Genomic DNA, 17,960 nt, shown 5'->3' on the forward strand with positions numbered 1-17,960 from the left:
CAACACACGCTCACGTTGCGGTGAACGGTCGAAGGCAAAATGCATCAAACGGCCATGAGTTTCGTAACGTTGCGTTTCCTGATGTAACATCCGCGCACTACCGATTGCGGGCCGGGCGATGCCGAACTAACAGTCTGGACCCAAATGCAATGCCGGAGTTCTGCGTGGACAAGAAATGGGATTTTTGGATCGACCGCGGCGGCACCTTCACCGACGTGATCGGACGTGATCCGCAAGGCGGTTTGCATCCCAGGAAATTCCTGTCGGAAAATCCCGAAGCCTATCCCGACGCGGCCATAGCCGGCATCCGCGAGCTTCTGGGGCTGAAATCCGGCACCGCTATTCCTCCGGGCCTGGTCGGTGACGTCAAGATGGGTACCACCGTTGCCACGAATGCGCTGCTGGAGCGCAAGGGCGACCGTGTGCTTTTGCTCATCACCAAGGGCTTTCGCGATGCGCTGAAGATCGCCTATCAGGCGCGGCCGGACATCTTCGCCAAGGAGATCATCCTTCCGGAACAGCTCTACGAGCGAGTCATCGAGATCGACGAGCGTGTGCGCGCCAATGGCGAGGTCGAGCGCTTGCTCGACATCGCCGCCTGCCGGCCCGCCATCGAACAGGCGAAGGCCGACGGCATCGATGCGGTGGCCATCGTCTTCATGCATGCCTGGAAATATCCCGACCACGAGAAGGCGGTGGCGAAAGTCTGCCGCAAGATCGGGTTCAGCCAAGTCTCGGTCAGCCATGAGGTCTCGCCGCTGATCAAGCTGGTCGGCCGCGGCGACACTACCGTGGTCGATGCCTATCTGTCGCCGATCCTGTCGCGCTATGTGCAAAGGGTGGCGGGAGAACTGGGCGCGATGCCAATCTCCCCACTTGTGGAGGGTGAGGAGCGGTCGGCCAAAGGCCGAGAAAAAGCCGACGATTTGGCTTTTTCAGCGACGAACGCCCGGAGCCATAGCGAAGGGCAGTCGGCAAAGCCGACAGGGGGGGTTCTCTCAGGAGGCACCACCAAAGCGTCGAGCACTGCCGCGGCGACCCCACCCGGCGGCTTCGCCGCCACCCTCCCCTCGAGGGGGAGGGAGAACCCTCGCCTGATGTTCATGATGTCGTCGGGCGGGCTCACCGCCGCCGACATGTTTCAGGGCAAGGACGCGCTGCTGTCCGGCCCGGCCGGCGGTGTCGTCGGCATGGTCGAAACGGCGAAACTCGCCGGTTTCGAGAAAGTCATCGGCTTCGACATGGGCGGCACCTCCACCGATGTCGCCCATTTTGACGGCGAGTATGAGCGCGCCTTCGACACCGAGGTTGCCGGCGTGCGCATCCGTGCGCCGATGATGCGCATCCATACCGTCGCTGCCGGCGGCGGCTCGATCCTGCATTACGAAGCCGGCCGCTTCCGCGCCGGGCCGGATTCCGCCGGCGCCAATCCCGGCCCCGCCGCCTACCGGCGCGGCGGCCCGCTTGCCGTCACCGACGCCAATGTCATGCTGGGCAAGCTGCAGCCCGATTTCTTCCCGGCAATTTTCGGCCCAGGCCAGGACCAGCCGCTGGACGTCGCCGCCGTGCATAAAAAAATCGCGGCGCTCGCCGCCGAAATCGGCGATGGCCGCACGCCGGAAGCCGTCGCCGAAGGGTTCGTTACCATCGCGGTGGAAAACATGGCCAATGCTATCAAGAAGATCTCCGTGCAGCGCGGCTACGATGTCACCGAATATCTCTTGAACTGTTTTGGCGGCGCTGGCGGCCAGCATGCCTGCCTGGTTGCCGACGCGCTCGGCATGGAGGCGGTACTGATCCACCCCTTCTCCGGTCTGCTCTCAGCCTATGGTATCGGCCTGTCGTCGGTTTTCGCGTCGCGCCAGCAGGCACTCCTGAAGCCGCTTGCCGAAGAATCCAGGACCGAGATCGGCAGCCTCATCGGCACGTTGAAAAAAGCCGTCATCGCCGAATTGGCAGCGCAAGGCATTGCGCAGGACAAGATTGCGGCAAAGCCGGTGCTGCACATCCGCTATGACGGCACCGACACCACGCTGCCGGTGAATTTCGAACAGGACTCTATCTTCCAGGCCAGGCGCGATTTCGAATTGGCCCACAAGGCGCAGTTCGGTTTCGTCTATGACGACAAGCCGATGATCGTCGAGACCGTTGGCGTGGAAGGCGCCGAGATCGTCGAGACCACGGCCGAAGCCGTTGCGCCCGCCGGACCGGCAATGGTTGAAGCGGGTGCGTCGGGAACGCGGCGCATCTACACCGAGGGCCGCTGGCATGAGGCCGGCATCCATCGCCGCGAAAACCTGCGCCCATCCAATCTGGTCCCAGGCCCCGCTTTGATCATCGAGCCGAACCAGACCATCGTCGTCGAGCCGGGCTGGCAGGCCGAAATCACCAACCTCAATCACGTCGTCATTCGCCGCACGGAACGGAAAGTTCGCACGGCTGCCCTCGGTACCGAAGCCGATCCGGTGATGCTGGAGGTCTTCAACAACCTCTTCATGTCGATCGCCGAGCAGATGGGCGTCACGCTGCAGAACACCGCCTATTCCGTCAACATCAAGGAAAGGCTGGACTTTTCCTGCGCCGTCTTCGACCGTCATGGAGCGCTGGTCGCCAACGCGCCGCACATGCCGGTGCATCTCGGCTCCATGGACCGCTCGGTCGAAACCATCATCCGGCTGAACTCCGGCGACATCCATCCCGGCGACGTCTTTGCGCTAAACGCCCCCTACAATGGCGGCACGCATTTGCCTGATATCACCGTGGTGACGCCGGTGTTTTCCCTCCCCCTTGAGGGGAGGGTGGCCGCGCAGCGGCCGGGTGGGGTCCTCTCAGAAGGCACCGCAAGGGCGTCGAGCACTGCCGCAGCGCCCCCCTCCGGCGGCTCCGCCGCCACCTCCCCTTCAAGGGGGGAGGAAATCTTCTACGTAGCCTCACGCGGCCATCATGCCGATATCGGCGGCACTGCCCCCGGCTCGATGACGCCGCTTGCCACCACGGTCGACGAGGAAGGCGTGCTGTTCGACAATTTCCGCGTTGTCGATCGTGGAAAATTCCGCGAGGCGGAGTTGCAAACGCTGCTCACCGACCACGCCTATCCTGCCCGCAACCCACACCAGAACATCGCCGACCTCAAGGCGCAGATCGCCGCGAATGAAAAGGGCGTGGCGGAATTGCGCAAGATGGTCGCCCATTTCGGCCTCGACGTCGTCGAAGCCTATATGGGCCATGTCCAGGACAACGCCGCCGAAAGCGTGCGCCGCGTGCTGGAGCGGCTGCCAGATAGTTCCGAGTACGAATACCCGACCGACACCGGCCAGGTGATCAAGGTGAAGATTACCGTCGATCGGCAAAAGCGCGAGGCGACCGTGGACTTCACCGGAACGTCGAAGGTCGAGAAGAACAATTTCAATGCGCCCGAGCCCGTCGCCCGCGCAGCCGTGCTCTATGCCTTCCGTGTCATGGTCGAGGACATGATCCCGATGAATGCCGGCTGCCTGCGGCCGATCAACATCATCATCCCCGACGGCTCGATGCTGAAGCCCGCCTACCCCGCCGCCGTCGTCGCCGGCAATGTCGAGACCTCGCAGCATGTCACAAACGCCCTGTTCGGCGCCATGGGTGCCATGGCCAACGCGCAAGGCACGATGAACAACCTGACCTTCGGCAACAAGCAGTACCAGTATTACGAGACCATCTGCTCCGGTTCGCCGGCAGGCCGGATGAACTCCGGCCGCGGCTTTGCCGGGACATCCGGCGTCCACACCCACATGACCAATTCGCGCCTGACCGACCCGGAGGTGCTGGAATTGCGCTTTCCCGTGCTGCTCGAGGATTTTCACATTCGCGAAGGCTCCGGCGGCAAAGGCAAATGGGATGCCGGTGACGGCACCAGGCGCACCATCCGTTTCCTCGAAAAGATGGAATGCGCCATCCTGTCCTCGCACCGCAACCGCCCGCCGCAAGGCCTCGACGGCGGCGGTGACGGCGAGGTCGGCTCGACCAAGGTCCGCCGCAAGGATGGCAGCGTCGAGACGCTGAAGGCCTGCGACCAGACCGTGCTCGACGCCGGCGACGCCGTCATCCTGACAACGCCGACACCGGGGGGATTTGGCAAGGCCTGAACTCGCGTCAACAGCCTGTCACCCGCCTGTCATGCCCCTGAGTTACCCGCTTGCGGCAAAGCAAATGGGGAATCACTTTGCCATGACGGACGTCTCCTCGGATCTCGTTTTTCGCCGCGGCAAGGAAGTTGGAAAAGCCGTCTTCCAGAACCGCCCGCTGTCGAAGGCCGGCATCTCGGAGCGGCTGTTCGCCCTCTTGTTCTCCGGTCTCGTCTATCCGCAGATCTGGGAAGACCCTGAAGTCGACATGGAGGCCATGCAGCTTGGCCAGGGCCACCGCGTCGTCACCATAGCGTCGGGCGGCTGCAACATCCTCGCCTACCTCACCCGCTCGCCTGAACGCGTCGATGCGGTCGACCTCAACGCCGCCCACATCGCCTTGAACCGGATGAAGCTGGAGGCGGTGCGGCATCTGCCCTCGCAGGGCGATCTGTTCCGTTTCTTCGGCGCCGCCGACACCAACCACAATTCGCAAGCCTATGACCGCTTCATCGCGCCGCATCTCGACCCGGTCAGCCGCCACTATTGGGAGCGTCGCAGCTGGCGCGGCCGCCAGCGCATCACCGTCTTCGACCGCAATTTCTACCAGACCGGCCTGCTCGGCCTGTTCATCGCCATGGGCCACCGCATCGCCAAATTCTTCGGCGTCGATCCCGCCGGTCTCATGGCGTCGAAGAGCCTCGCCGACCAGCGCCGCTTCTTCAACGAAGAGCTGGCGCCGGTCTTCGACAAGAAGCTGTTGCGCTGGGCTACCTCGCGCAAGGCTTCGCTGTTCGGCCTCGGCATTCCGCCGGCGCAGTACGATTCGCTGATCACCTCGGGCGATGGTTCGATGGCCAGCGTGCTGAAGGCCCGGCTGGAAAAGCTCGCTTGCGATTTTCCGCTGAAGAACAACTACTTCGCTTGGCAAGCCTTCGCCCGTCGCTATCCCAATCCGGGTGAGGCCGCCCTGCCCGCCTATCTAGAAGAGGCCAACTACAAGGCGATCCGCAACAATGTCGATCGCGTCGGCATCCACCACGCCAATCTGATCGAATTTCTGGCCGGCAAGGACGCAGGCACCGTCGACCGTTTCGTCCTGCTCGACGCGCAGGACTGGATGACGAACGACCAGCTCAATGCCCTTTGGTCGGAGATCACCCGCACCGCCTCGGTCGGCGCCCGAGTCATCTTCCGTACCGCCGCCGAGCCCAGCCTGCTGCCGGGCCGCGTCTCGATCTCGCTGCTCGACCAGTGGACCTACGAGGACGAGGCCTCGCGCGACTGTTCGGCCCGCGACCGCTCGGCCATCTATGGCGGCTTCCACCTCTATGTGAAGCGCGCGGCATGAGCGCGAGCGAGCTGCCGGCCGACCATGCCGAACTGATGGACGGCGTCTACCGCTGGCAGCGCCACATCTACGACCTGACCCGCAAATATTACCTGCTCGGCCGCGACCAGATGATATCCCGGCTGGATGTGCCGGCGAATGGCAGAGTGCTCGAACTTGGCTGCGGCACCGGCCGCAACATCGCGCTTGCCGCCCGCCGCTATCCCGACGCCCGCCTCTACGGCCTCGACATCTCGGCTGAGATGCTGGAGACCGCCGGCAAGGCGATCGGCCGCGACGGCCTGTCCGGCCGCGTCGTGCTGGCGCGCGGCGACGCCACCGATTTCGACGCCAAGACGCTGTTCGGCATCGAGCGCTTCGACCGCATCTTCGTGTCCTATTCGCTGTCGATGATCCCCGGCTGGGAAAAGACGGTTTCAGCAGCCCTTGCGGCACTCGCACCCGGCGGCTCGCTGCATGTCGTCGATTTCGGCCAGCAGGAAGGCTTGCCCAACTGGTTCCGGACATTGCTGCGCGGCTGGCTCAAGAAATTCCATGTCACGCCACGTGAATCATTGCGCGAAGTCTTGGAATCGGAATCTCGGCGAACCGGCGCAAGCTTCTGTTTCCGCGCGCTTTATCGCGGCTATGCCTGGCTGGCGGTCGTCAAGATCGCGCACTCTTACCTCCCCCTCGATGGGGGAGGCCGCGCCGAAGGCGCGGGTGGCCAGGCACCCCGCCCCGGCGCTACGCGCCGACCCTCCCCATCAAGGGGAGGGTAAAGGGAGCTAGCGCAGTGCCTTCATCAGCGCGCCGACCATCACCTGCGGCCGGTAGCCGAGCTTGGCCGGCGTCAACCCCAGCCGCACCACCACCAGTTGCTCCGACGGGATGATGGCGACCGTCTGGCCGTCATGGCCCTCCATCCAGTAGGTATCGTTGGGCAGGCCGGCGGCGACGCCGGCGCCGGGATTTCCTTCGTCCCCCGGGGCTTCGATCCAAAGTTGCCCCTTGCCGTAGACTTTCGAGGCCGGTGCCGGTTCGCGCATCCAGTCGACGAAACCGGCCGGCAGGATCTGGTTGCCGTTCCAGAACCCCGCCCTGCAGCAGGAATTGGCCGAACCGCGCCCAGTCATGCCCCGTGGCATAGAGGTAGGATGAGCCGACAAAGGTACCCTCCTCGTCGGTTTCGAGCACCGCGCTTTGCATGCCGAGCGGCCCGAACAGCGCTGCCCTTGGCCACATCAGCGCCTTGTCCTTGTCGCCGATAGCATCCTGCCACAGCCGCGACAGCATCACCGCCGTGCCGCTCGAATAGGAAAAGACCTTGCCGACGTCGCCGGTCAGCGGCTTGGCCTCGGCGAAGCCCGCCATATCCGGTTCGAGGTAGAGCATGCGCGTCACATCGGCAACGTCGCCATAATCCTCGTTGAACTCGAGTCCGCTCGACATCGCCATCATATCGGCAAGGCTGATGGCGGCGCGGCCGTCCGCCTTCCATGAGCCGAACAGGCCCTGATTGGTCACCGCCATCTTGCCGTCCTTGACCAGCGTGCCGACGAGCGCGGCGTTGACTGTCTTGGTCATCGACCAGCCGAGCAGCGGCGTTTTCGCCGAAAAGCCGTCGCCATAACGCTCGGCAACAATGCGGCCATTTTTGACCACCACCACGGCGCGCATGCCGATGCCGGTCATCGCCGCACCGTCGAGGATCTTGTTGATTTCGGGATTTTGCGAGGCGTCGACTCGATCTCCCCCGGGCCACAGATCGCCCTTGGTGGCCGCCGACGCCTCGGCAGGGATTGACGTGCGCCGTGCCTTGCCGACGTCGCCATCAGGAACCGAGGCGCAACCCAGGCCGGCGCGCGCAACGGCAACGCTCTTGCCGAGGAAGCCAAGCAGCCCGGCCGAGACGGTCCCCCTGTTCTTGTCGACCGACACCTTCATCAGCCTGAGCAGCGGATGGCCGGGCGCCTGCACGTCGATGGCAAGCACCTCATTGGGATCACGGCCGGCGATAAAAACATTCGAGCAGACAATCTTGGCGGAATAGCCGGAACCGACGCGGATCAGGTCGGGCGGCGCGACGTAGAGCCAGGCAAACAGGGCGGCTATGGCCAACACGACCAGGCCGAGCAGCCATTTGATGATCTTCACGGCGATCCGCATCTTTCCGTCCCTGCTTTTCCGCTGCCCGTGGCTTGCGGCCCGATTTTATGTCATCGATTTGCCGCCATTGCTTCCGCAAAATCGGTGTTCTTGTCGAGCGCCGTCAACCTGTTATCAACCATGATCGGCGATCACTGGTGCATGTCGCCCAAAAGTGCGCAGCGGTTTTGGAACAACGACATGCACGAAAATAGCGTATCAGGCGATGCTGTGGGGCGATCGCCTGAGGGGCACCTGCAACGACAACCCAACAGCGACCGGCTGATTCCGGCTCGGGAAATGCGATGCGCCGTTTCGCGGCCCTCATCACGTTGACGCTGCTGGCCGCCTGCTCGACCGCCGGCGATCTCGTGCCCTCGATGTCGCCATCCAGCAGCCCGACGGTTGCCGTGCGCGCACCGCGTTTCGAAGACTCCAAGCCGCATGAATGGGATAGCGGCGCGCCTTGGAACTATGCCGTTCACGGCACCGACGTCTCCAAATACCAGACCTCGGTCGACTGGCCGACGGCCAAGGCCAGCGGCATCTCCTTCGCCTTCATCAAGGCGACCGAGGGCGGCGACCGTTTCGACGAGTATTTCAACGAGCATTGGTCGCGCACCAAGGCCAATGGCATTCCGCGCGCGGCCTACCATTTCTTCTATTTCTGCACGCCTGCCGCCACCCAGGCGCGCTGGTTCATCCAGAACGTGCCCGTCGACCGCTCGGCCATGCCGCCGGTGCTCGACATGGAGTGGAACCCGCAATCGCCGACCTGCCGGCTGCGCCCGGATTCGGCGACGGTGCGGGCCGAAATGACCACCTTTCTCGAGATGATCGAGCGGCACTATGGCAAGAAGCCGATCATCTACACCTCGGTCGACTTCTTCGACGATAACGACCTTTCGACGTTCCGCGGCTATCCCTACTGGCTGCGCTCGGTGGCCGGCCACCCCCGCCAAAAGTACGGCAGCCACCCTTTCACCTTCTGGCAATACACCGGAACCGGTATCGTTCCCGGCATGACCGGCAAGTCCGATATCAACGTCTTCAACGGCACTGAGGCAGCCTGGAAAAAGTGGCTGCGGCAGAACACCCGTTGACACCGGCTCTGCCGCCTGCTTTTCGACGTCCCATGCGCACCTACCTGCAACCACTGGGATATCCACGCCGGAAACGATCGAGGAGCCGATTGCGCTCCGGGCTGCTCGCGGGCCTGCTGCTCGGCGCTACGGCGATGCCGGCGGGGGCGCAGGAATGCGGCGGCGACTTCGAAACCTGGAAGCAAGGCGTGGCGGCGGAAGCCAGGGCGGCCGGTGTCGGCGCTGTCGGCCTTGACGCGCTGGAAGCCGCCACCATCGACGACAAGGTGCTGGCGCGCGATCGCGCCCAGGGCGTCTTCGCCCAGACCTTCATCCAGTTCTCCAACCGCATGATCTCGGCCTACCGGCTGAAGCAGGGCGCGGCCAATCTGAAGAAATACGCCGAAGTCTTCGCGCGCGCCGACCAGCAGTTCGGTGTCCAGGCGCCGATCATCACCGCCTTCTGGGGGCTGGAGACCGATTTCGGCGCCGTCCAGGGCGATTTCCACACGCTGAGCGCCTTGGTGACGCTGTCGCATGACTGCCGCCGGCCGCAGCTGTTTCGGCCGCAACTGGTGCCGCTGTTGACGCTGATCGATCGCGGTGTCGTTCCGGCCGACGTCACCGGCGCCTGGGCCGGCGAGATCGGCCAGACGCAGATCCTGCCTTCCGATTATCTGGCGCGCGGCGTCGACGGCGACGGCGACGGCATCGTCGACCTCAGGCGCAGCGTACCCGACGTAATCATGACCACGGCCAACAAGGTGCTGTCGCGCGGCTGGAAACGCGACCAGCCCTGGATCGAGGAAGTGCGCGTGCCCGAGGACATGCCCTGGGAGCAGACCGGCCGCACCAACAAGCTGCCGCTGTCGCAATGGGCCGCCTGGGGCGTCACCAACCCCGATGGCACGCCGCTGATCGACAATGGCCTGAAGGCCGGCCTGGCGCTGCCGATGGGCCGCAAAGGTCCGGCCTTCCTAGCCTACGACAATTTCGACGTCTATCTCGAATGGAACCAGTCCTTCACCTACGCGCTGACCGCCGCCAACTTCGCCAGCCGGCTGGCCGGGGCAAAGCAGTTCGACCCGCGCAATCCCGAAACCGGTCTCAATGGCGATCAGATGAAGGAATTGCAGACCAAGCTCGAAGCCAGGGGCTATGACGTCGGCACCGTCGACGGCATTCTGGGCACCAACACCCGCGAAGCCATCCGCAAGGAACAGATGCGGCTCGGCATGCCGGTAGACGGCTGGCCGACGCCGGAGCTTTTGGGGAAACTGTGAGTAGAATCTGCCCAAGCTGGGTTCCTTATTCCCTACTCCTTGCCCGGACAAAGTCGATAAATGCCCGCAAAGCCGGGGGGACGTGCCTCGAACTCGGGTGATACAGGAAGAAGCCTGGAAAGCTGGGCGACCAGGGCTCTAGAAATCTCATCAGCCTGCCCGCATCGATCCACGACTGGACCTGATAGTCGATCATGTAGGCAACGCCTGCTCCACCCAGCGCCGCGTTCAGCATCAGCTCGGTGTCGTTAACAGTCAGGCTGCCCTCGACGGCGATTTCCAGAGACCGTTTGCCGCGCGCGAACTCCCATCGATAGAGGTTGCCGCCACCAGGCCACTGGAATGTTATGCATTGGTGCTGATGCAACTCCTGCGGATGGCGCGGTATGGCCCGATTTTCGAGATAGACGGGAGCGGCCACCGCCGCCATCTGCAAATCCCCGCTCAGTTTCACTGCCACCATGGCCTTCTCCAGCCGCTCGCCAAGCCTGATTCCGGCATCGAACCGTCCTCGAACAATGTCGGTCAGCGTATCGTCGACGATGACGGTCAGCGCGATATCAGGATAGGCGCGTTGGAAGTCGCCAAGGATCGGGCCGATGAACCGCACCGCGGCAACACGCGGCACGTTTATTCGTAGCGAACCCGCCGGCCGATCACGCGCGGCATGAATGTCCGCTACGGCGCCCTCCAGCTCTTCGAACGCAACGGCAAGGCGCGCAAACAGCGTCTCGCCAGCACCAGTGGGTGAAACACTACGCGTCGTCCGATTCAGCAACCTGACGCCGATGCGAGCCTCCAGTTGCCGGATCGACTGGCTGAGCGCCGGCGGGGAAACACGCAGCCGGGCGGCGGCGCGGACGAAACTACGCTCTTCCACGATTGCGGCGAATGCCTTGAACTCGGTGAATTCAGAACCGCGCATTGTGTATCCCTAGATTAACAAGCTAGTCAGATAATAGGCCATTATCTGATCAGTTGCAGGGCCCTATTTCTCGACTAGCGGACCCGTCAGATGAAACCGGCACGGGCCTGAATGATTGAAGGAAACGTATCATGCCCAAGTCCTTGCAAGGCAAAACCGCACTCGTCACCGGCAGTTCGCGCGGCATTGGGCGAGCCATCGCCGAAGGACTCGCCTCCAAGGGCGCTGCCGTCGTCGTCAACTATGTCGGCAACCACGAAGCCGCTGACGAGGTCGTGGCCGCCATCGCCGGCAAGGGAGGAAAGGCGATCGCCGTCCAGGCCGACATATCAAGCGTCTCGGATATTCATCGCCTGTTTGACGAGGCTGAGAGTGAGTTCGGCGCGGTCGACATCGTGGTTGCCAATGTCGGCGTCGCCGTCATCAAGCCTCTGACCGAGGCAACCGAAGCCGATTTCGACCATGTCTTCGGCACCAATGCCAAGGGCACGTTCTTCGTGCTTCAGGAAGCAGCGCGCCGTGTGCGAAACGGCGGCCGCATCATCGCGGTCTCCACCGGCGGCACCAAGATGTTCTTCACGCAAACGGCGCTGTATCTCGGCAGCAAGGGCGCCGTCGAACAATTCGTCCGTGTGCTCTCGCGTGAACTCGGACCGCGCGGCATCACGGTGAATGCGCTGTCGCCTGGCTTCACCGACACGGACCTGCTTCCCGAGCGCGATCGCGCCGTGGCGGCCGGCATGTCTCCATTTGGCAGGATCGGCGCGCCCCGCGACGTTGCCGATGTCGCGGTCTTCCTGGCCAGCGACGAGGCCCGCTGGCTGACCGGCGAGAATATCCAGGCCGGTGGCGGGGTCGCTTAGTCCGCCATCGTCTCCAGGCTGGCGAATCCCTGCGGCGCATCGCCTTCGTCAAACGGCGTCGTCACCTCGACAAATGTGTCGGGATAAAAACCGTTGAAGCGGGTTCTCAGCGACAGCGAATAGGCGCCGATATGGCCGATCTCGATCCAGTCGCCGGTGTCGACGGTTTCCGGCAGCCAGAACGGCCGCGACAGGATGTCGACGGAATCGCAGGTCGCGCCGCAGACCTTGAACGGCACGATGTTCTTCTCCTCGCCATTGCGCGAGCGGATCGCCGGATCGGGGATGAAGCGGGCCGGCAGTGTGATCTTGCCGGTCCAAGAATCCGACAGCGACGCCCAGATGCCGTCATTGATGTAGAGCCGCTTGCCCTTGCGCAGCAGCACCCGCACGATCAGCGACAGGCAGCGCGCCACGATCACCCGGCCGGGCTCGGCCACCAACGGGATCTGGTCGAACTGGTATTCCCTCAGGTCGCCCGACAGCCGCGACATGATCTGGCCGAGCGACGGCATCTCGATCTGCTTGCGATTGGGGTCATGGCCGTACTCGGCGGGAAAGCCGCCGCCGACATCGAGCCCCGCAATGTCGAAGGTCAGCCGGTTGCGCACCCAATCGGCGGAGGCCAGCGCCCGCTCATAGGTGTCGGGATCCTCGATCTGGCTGCCGACATGGAAGCACAGGCCGACCTTGTAGCCGGTGCGGTTGAGCCGCTCGGCGAGTTCCACAGCATAGGCCGGCCCGGCGCCGAATTTCTTTGACAGTTCATAGGCCGCCGAACCTTTGGTCTGGATGCGCACGAACACGCTGATGGAGCCCGGATCGATGTCAAGCGCCCGCACCACCCGCGTCAGCTTGGTGATCTCGTCCTCATGGTCGAGCGAAATGACGCGGATGGCGTATTTTTCCAGCGCAAGCTTGATGTCCGACTGCGCCTTGACCGGATGCATGTAGAGCATCTCGGCGTCGGGTGAGACGGCGCGCACTGCGGCGAACTCGCCGGGCGAGGCCACATCGAAGGCGGTGACGCCGGCTTCGACCAGCGCCTTCAGCACGATCTGCTCGCCATTGGTCTTGACTGCGTAGGCTGTCTTGCCGGGAAACATGCCCATGAACTGTTTGGCATCGGCCTTCAGCACCTGCGGGCGAAAGCAGTAGACCGGATCGTCCGGCCGAAGCGCCAGCGCCGCCTCGCGGGCATTCTCGAATCGCTGCATGGACGAATCCCCTGACTTCTCGGCTGCGCACAATTAATCCAAGCTAGCGGCCAAAGAAAACAATTCTGTGTCTGGCGGGCACTGACCCAGCGGCGCATCCTCCTGGCAGCACTGTTGCCAGCAATCAGGTTTCGGGTGGCTCTTGTCGCCGGACCCGATATGCCTTCTGCCTGAGTGGCTGGCATTGATGCCGCGGGGAAGGACGTTCACGATGGCAATAGCCACGACAGCCGTGCAGCGCGGACCGATGACGGCAAGCGACTGGGGACAGCTTCTGCTGCTCGGCGCCATCTGGGGCGGCTCGTTCTTCTTTGCCCGCATCGCCGTTGCCGAAATGCACCCGCTGGTGCTGGTGCTGTTTCGCGTTGCCATTGCGGCCATTGCACTGCAGCTCTATCTCGGCATTCGCGGTCCGTCCTTCCGCCTCGCCTTCCCGCATGCCGGCCTGTTTTTCCTTTTGGCGCTCGCCAACAATGTCGTCCCGTTCTCGCTGATCTTTGCCGGCCAGACCGCGCTTGGCGCCGGCGTCGCATCGGTGCTCAATGCGACGACGCCGTTCTGGACGCTGATCCTCGCCAACGCGCTGACAGCGGACGAAAAGCTCTCCTGGAACAAGCTTGCCGGCATCGGGCTCGGCATCGCCGGCACCGCTGTCATGATCGGCCCCGGCCTGCTGGCCGGGCTCGGCGGCCCGGTCTGGGCGAAATTCGCGCTGATCGGCGCCTCGCTGTCTTACGCCGTCGCGCTGATGATTGCCCGCCGCTTCAAGGGCGTGCCCTCGCCGGTCATCGCCACCGGACAATTGACGGCGTCGACCATCATCATGATCCCGGTGGTGCTGCTCACCTATGGCCCGGCCGGCCTGTTCTCGGCCTCGCCGCCGGTCTGGACGGCGGTGCTGGCGCTGGCGCTGCTCTCCACCGCCTTCGCCTACATCCTCTATTTCAACCTCGTCGCCTCGGCCGGCGCCACCAACGCCTCGCTGGTCACGCTCATCGTCCCGGCCAGCGCCATCCTGCTCGGCCTCCTGTTCCTCGGCGAGCGGCTCGCTCTGTTCGAGTTCTGCGGCATGGCACTGATCGCGCTTGGCCTGGTGACGATCGACGGGCGGTTGTTTGGTCGGCGCTAATGCCTGTCGACCAAAAGTGCGCAGCGGTTTTGGGACAACGACGCGCTTTAGGTCTGGTAGCGCTGCCATGCCTCGCTTTCGCCACGGCCGCGTCACAATTTATTCACAGGCTGCCAGCGGCTTTTGCCGAAGAGTTTCAACGCTTAACGACAGGTGGCAGGTCGCAAATTCCACAATAGCGTCGCATTGCAGCATATTTTCCGCTTGCCTGTGGCACAAATGCCCCTAGACTCCACCCATAGCTCTTGAAGAGGAGACTATGACATGGGACTTACGAGGCCAATCAACGCATTGATGATCTGTGCTGCATTTGCCTTCATTGGCGCCCTTATCATAGGTGTTCTTCCGTAACCGCCGGAGCGGAAGAACAGCAGCAATAGCCCACAAATTCGAAAGGCCGGGTGTTTCGCCCGGCCTTTTGCATTTCAGATTTCATACCACGATGAAGCTCAGGCGGCGGCGGATCCAGCTGCCTCTGTTTCGTGGGAGCGGATGCCGATCATATGGCAGATGGCAAACACCAGGTCGGCCCGGTTCATGGTGTAGAAATGGAAGTCGCTGACGCCGCGCTCGACGAGATCGAGCACCTGCTCGGCCGCCACGGCAGACGCCACGAGCGCATGCGTCTGCGGATCGTTGTGCAGCCCTTCGAAACGCTCGGCCAGCCATGCCGGCACCAGCGCGCCGCAGCGCGCCGAGAAATTGGCGACCTGGGTGAAATTGTGCACCGGCAGGATGCCAGGCACGATCGGGATGTAGATGCCGGCACGGCGCGCCTTCTCGACATAACGCTCGTAGAGATCGTTGTCGAAGAAGAACTGGGTGATCGCCCGCGTCGCGCCATTGTCGGCCTTGCGCTTCAGCATGTCGAAGTCGGTGGCGAAGTCGGGGCTTTCCGGATGCTTTTCGGGATAGGCAGAGACCGAGATGTCGAAATCGCCGGCGTCCTTCAGCGCTCCGACAAGTTCGGCGCCATTGGCATAGCCATCGGGATGCGGCCGGTAGGCCGTACCGGCACCCGCCGCCGGATCGCCGCGCAACGCAACGAAGCGCTTCACGCCCATATCGGCGAATTCGCGGACCACGGCATCGACCTCATGGCGGGCGGCGTCGACGCAGGTCATGTGCGCCGCCGGCGTCAGCGTCGTCTCGTTCAGGATGCGCTTGACCGTGCGGGCCGTGCGCTCACGCGTCGAACCGCCGGCGCCATAGGTCACCGAGACGAATCTCGGCCTCAGCGGCTCCAGCCTGGTGACGGTGTCCCAGAGCCTGGCTTCCATCTCATCGGTCTTCGGCGGGAAGAACTCGAAGGAGACGCGGACCTTGTCGCCAATGTCGGGACGGCGGGAAAAGCGGAACTGGTTCATCAGGCGATTTCCCCCATAGGGTACGCTTTGGTGGGTTGGGTATCATTGGAAGGCTCGGCCATCAGCATGCGGCGGTCCCGGCCGAGCCACAGCTTGACGGTCAGCCTGGCTTCGTTGCCGCCGCGCGGCTCGAATTCCTGGGCATCCTCGAGATCGAGCCCGGCCTCGGCAAACCATTCGGAGATCTGCCGGTCGGAAAAGCCCAGCCTGACATGCGCGTGCTGGTCGCGCAGGAACTCCAGCGCATGCGGCGCGAAGTCGACGATCACCAGCCGGCCCGCCGGGCGCAGCAGCCGCGCCGCCTCGCGAATGGCGCGTGCCGGATCGTCCAGATAGTGCAGCACCTGATGGATGGTGACGAGGTCGAAGGCGTCGCGCTCGACCGGCGGCGCGAAAATGTCGCCTTGGCGGACCTGCGCATTGGCGATGCCTGCCTTGTCGAGATTGGCCCGCGCCACCGTCAGCATTTCGCGCGACATGTCGATGCCGACGCCGCGCCGGTAGAGCGGCGAAAATATCTCCAGCAGCCGCCCGGTACCGGTGCCGAGGTCTAGCATCGACTGGAATGGCCGCTTGCCGACCAGCTTGAGGAGTGCGGCTTCCACGGCGCGGTCCGGCACATGCAGCGAGCGGATGTGATCCCAGCTGGCGGCGTTCTCGGAGAAATACTCGGCGGCACGGTCCTGCCGCTTGCGCTTGACCGATGCCAACCGCTCGAGATCGCGCTCGACCTGCGGATCGGCGCCATGAATGCCGGAGACCAGCCGCAGCACGAAGTCGCGCGCGGAATCCGTATCCGACAGCCGGAAGAAGGCCCAGGAGCCCTCCTGGTAGCGGCCGATCAACCCGGCCTCCAGCAGCAGCTTCAAATGCCGCGACACCCGCGGTTGCGATTGGCTGAGGATCTCGGTGAGGTCGGACACGGTGAGATCGCCGCGCGACAGCAGCGCCAGGATGCGGAGCCGGCTCGATTCGGCCGCAGCCTTCAACGTATCAACCATCGTATCGAGCGAAACATGCATCGGCGCGTTCTCGTTGAAAAAGATATAAACATATGTTTATGTCAGCTTTGACGACATGGCAAGGCCTATGTCGCTTCCTGACAAGAAAATGCCGCACACATGATCCCCGCCTGAGAGAACCGCTTTTCCCTGACGATCGGCTGGAAACTTGTGCTAGGGCGAAAGCCATGTTCGAGACGCGCGACGGCGAAAAGCTCCTGCAGACTGACCCGGCTGACATGCCGGCGGATGGCCATATCGTGTTCATCGGCCGCATCGCCTCGCCATGGACATCCAGGCAAACCTGCCCGAAGAACATGCGCGCGGCGCGCGAGACAGGACAGGCGGCCACCGTTCTCATCGACCCACCCTATCGCGACGGCCTGCTTGCGCTGGAGCGGGCCAGCCACATCGTCATCCTGTCCTGGCTGCATCACGCGCCGCGGGCACTGATTGTCCAGAGACCCCGCCATGCTGCGGAGCCGAAAGGCGTTTTCTCGCTGCGCTCCCCTGCCCGGCCGAACCCAGTCGGGCTGCATGTCGCCGGCCTGATCGCCGTCGACATCGACAACGGCCGCATCGCCATCGACGCCATCGATGTTCTCGACGGCACGCCAGTGATCGACATCAAGCCCTATTTCGCCTCGACCGACGCCTTTCCCGAGGCGACCATTGCCGGGCGTGACGAAAAATGAGCGCGCCCACTGGCCGCCGCCGCGCCATCGCCAAGGCGCTGACCGCACTGCTGCCCCTGGCGCCCTATGCCGATATGGAGAAAATCCGCACCGAGGCCGGCGCCGTGCACATGAAGACGCTGCCGCCGGGCATCGCGGTCTGGCTGGCGACGATCGCCCATATCAGGCACGGCCATACCGACTATGAAAAGCTGCTGGCCGAGGGCTATGACCGCGACTCGGCGCGGTTCTTCGTCATCGAGCAAACAAACATGGTGCTGACCCGTTGGCGCGCCACGCGCCTGCTCGATGCAGAGGACGAAGAGGAATAACTTCAGCTACCGTCGCTTCAATACGGCAACCGCATTGTAGGGCTGGCCGTCGGCCTGGCCAACCCAGGTCCAGGACAGGTTCCCTTTGAAAAATCGGACGGTGATGCCGCCACCGTCGATGCACTTGTCCTGGCCGTAGCTGATGTTTTCCCGGTATTCCGCCGAACTGTCGTCGCGAGAAATCTCGGTCAACGATCCGCCGCAGCCGAGCGACGGATAGTCGATCGACGCGGCGCCATCGCCGATTGTCATTGCGATCGCCCAATCGGCGCCGGCAGCCCCGGCCGGACTTTGATGACCGCTGCCGGTCCAGACGCCGTTGAGCCCCGCCGCGTTGACCACGCAAGGCACGTTCTGAAAGATCGGCGTCAGCTCGCTGCCCGTCTTCTCGCAACGATAGGTCTGGCCGTTCTGGCACGGCGCCTCGCCCTCGCGAGCGCATTGCGCGAAGGCATCGCCAGTGACGAAGACGAGAAAATTGCAAAGCTTATGGTCTGAAAAGATCTGCC

At 63.6% G+C, this 17,960-nt stretch carries 16 protein-coding genes; 9 read left to right on the forward strand and 7 right to left on the reverse strand.

The features are described 5' to 3' along the window. The first annotated feature begins 164 nt into the window (after positions 1-164). The 3 genes from AC3CCE_RS23030 to AC3CCE_RS23040 are packed head-to-tail and all read left to right on the forward strand — an operon-like array spanning position 165 to position 6,212. Positions 165-4,121, forward strand: coding sequence for a hydantoinase B/oxoprolinase family protein (locus AC3CCE_RS23030; RefSeq protein ID WP_352626755.1), 3,957 nt, complete (start codon positions 165-167; stop codon positions 4,119-4,121). Positions 4,122-4,152: 31 nt separating this feature from the next. Beyond that, positions 4,153-5,451 (forward strand): BtaA family protein, encoded by a 1,299-nt coding sequence (locus AC3CCE_RS23035; protein WP_352626757.1) that lies wholly within the window; start codon positions 4,153-4,155, stop codon positions 5,449-5,451. Beyond that, on the forward strand, positions 5,448-6,212 hold the full coding sequence (locus AC3CCE_RS23040) for a class I SAM-dependent methyltransferase (protein WP_352626759.1): 765 nt from the start codon (positions 5,448-5,450) through the stop codon (positions 6,210-6,212). The genes AC3CCE_RS23035 and AC3CCE_RS23040 overlap by 4 nt, the downstream gene beginning before the upstream one ends. A 6-nt stretch (positions 6,213-6,218) precedes the next feature. Here the strand turns inward: AC3CCE_RS23040 and AC3CCE_RS23045 are convergent, their stop codons facing one another. Both AC3CCE_RS23045 and AC3CCE_RS23050 read right to left on the reverse strand, forming a co-directional pair. Beyond that, on the reverse strand, positions 6,219-6,356 hold the full coding sequence (locus tag AC3CCE_RS23045; RefSeq protein ID WP_488377200.1) for a hypothetical protein: 138 nt from the start codon (positions 6,354-6,356) through the stop codon (positions 6,219-6,221). Continuing rightward, entirely contained in the window at positions 6,343-7,599 is a 1,257-nt protein-coding gene (locus tag AC3CCE_RS23050; RefSeq protein ID WP_488377201.1) for a serine hydrolase domain-containing protein, read from the reverse strand. Before AC3CCE_RS23050 ends, AC3CCE_RS23045 begins: the two co-directional genes overlap by 14 nt. A 284-nt stretch (positions 7,600-7,883) precedes the next feature. On the opposite strand from AC3CCE_RS23050, the gene AC3CCE_RS23055 reads away from it, so the two are divergent. Beyond that, entirely contained in the window at positions 7,884-8,681 is a 798-nt protein-coding gene (locus AC3CCE_RS23055; RefSeq protein WP_023668254.1) for a glycoside hydrolase family 25 protein, read from the forward strand. Between the two features lie 32 nt (positions 8,682-8,713). Continuing rightward, the gene (locus tag AC3CCE_RS23060) at positions 8,714-9,943 is read left to right on the forward strand and encodes a lytic murein transglycosylase (protein ID WP_488377202.1); all 1,230 of its coding nucleotides are present in this window, start codon (positions 8,714-8,716) and stop codon (positions 9,941-9,943) included. A gap of 25 nt (positions 9,944-9,968) precedes the next feature. Here AC3CCE_RS23060 and AC3CCE_RS23065 read toward each other — a convergent pair whose 3' ends face one another. Then, positions 9,969-10,868 (reverse strand): LysR family transcriptional regulator, encoded by a 900-nt coding sequence (locus AC3CCE_RS23065; RefSeq protein ID WP_352626763.1) that lies wholly within the window; start codon positions 10,866-10,868, stop codon positions 9,969-9,971. 131 nt (positions 10,869-10,999) lie between these two features. Here AC3CCE_RS23065 and AC3CCE_RS23070 point away from each other — a divergent pair, with 131 nt between their 5' ends. Then, positions 11,000-11,731 (forward strand): SDR family oxidoreductase, encoded by a 732-nt coding sequence (locus AC3CCE_RS23070; protein ID WP_352595297.1) that lies wholly within the window; start codon positions 11,000-11,002, stop codon positions 11,729-11,731. On the opposite strand, the gene AC3CCE_RS23075 is transcribed toward AC3CCE_RS23070, so the two are convergent. Next, a complete protein-coding gene (locus AC3CCE_RS23075; protein WP_023668250.1) occupies positions 11,728-12,948 on the reverse strand; it encodes an alanine racemase in 1,221 nt (406 codons plus the stop codon). The genes AC3CCE_RS23070 and AC3CCE_RS23075 overlap by 4 nt on opposite strands. A 211-nt stretch (positions 12,949-13,159) precedes the next feature. Here AC3CCE_RS23075 and AC3CCE_RS23080 point away from each other — a divergent pair, with 211 nt between their 5' ends. Then, the gene (locus AC3CCE_RS23080) at positions 13,160-14,077 is read left to right on the forward strand and encodes a DMT family transporter (RefSeq protein ID WP_352626765.1); all 918 of its coding nucleotides are present in this window, start codon (positions 13,160-13,162) and stop codon (positions 14,075-14,077) included. 449 nt (positions 14,078-14,526) lie between these two features. On the opposite strand, the gene metF is transcribed toward AC3CCE_RS23080, so the two are convergent. After that, complete coding sequence (gene metF / locus AC3CCE_RS23085) at positions 14,527-15,444, reverse strand: methylenetetrahydrofolate reductase [NAD(P)H] (protein ID WP_352626767.1); 918 nt, start codon at positions 15,442-15,444, stop codon at positions 14,527-14,529. Continuing rightward, positions 15,444-16,466, reverse strand: coding sequence for an ArsR/SmtB family transcription factor (locus AC3CCE_RS23090; protein ID WP_352463550.1), 1,023 nt, complete (start codon positions 16,464-16,466; stop codon positions 15,444-15,446). Before AC3CCE_RS23090 ends, metF begins: the two co-directional genes overlap by 1 nt. A 167-nt stretch (positions 16,467-16,633) precedes the next feature. Here AC3CCE_RS23090 and tsaA point away from each other — a divergent pair, with 167 nt between their 5' ends. Both tsaA and AC3CCE_RS23100 read left to right on the forward strand, forming a co-directional pair. After that, a complete protein-coding gene (gene tsaA / locus AC3CCE_RS23095) occupies positions 16,634-17,140 on the forward strand; it encodes a tRNA (N6-threonylcarbamoyladenosine(37)-N6)-methyltransferase TrmO (protein WP_352626770.1) in 507 nt (168 codons plus the stop codon). Continuing rightward, complete coding sequence (locus AC3CCE_RS23100) at positions 17,137-17,451, forward strand: DUF2293 domain-containing protein (protein ID WP_023668245.1); 315 nt, start codon at positions 17,137-17,139, stop codon at positions 17,449-17,451. The genes tsaA and AC3CCE_RS23100 overlap by 4 nt, the downstream gene beginning before the upstream one ends. 6 nt (positions 17,452-17,457) lie before the next feature. Here the strand turns inward: AC3CCE_RS23100 and AC3CCE_RS23105 are convergent, their stop codons facing one another. Beyond that, positions 17,458-17,793 (reverse strand): hypothetical protein, encoded by a 336-nt coding sequence (locus AC3CCE_RS23105; RefSeq protein WP_352626772.1) that lies wholly within the window; start codon positions 17,791-17,793, stop codon positions 17,458-17,460. Positions 17,794-17,960 lie beyond the last annotated feature (167 nt).

It is taken from the genome of Mesorhizobium sp. P160187 (genome assembly GCF_057766425.1).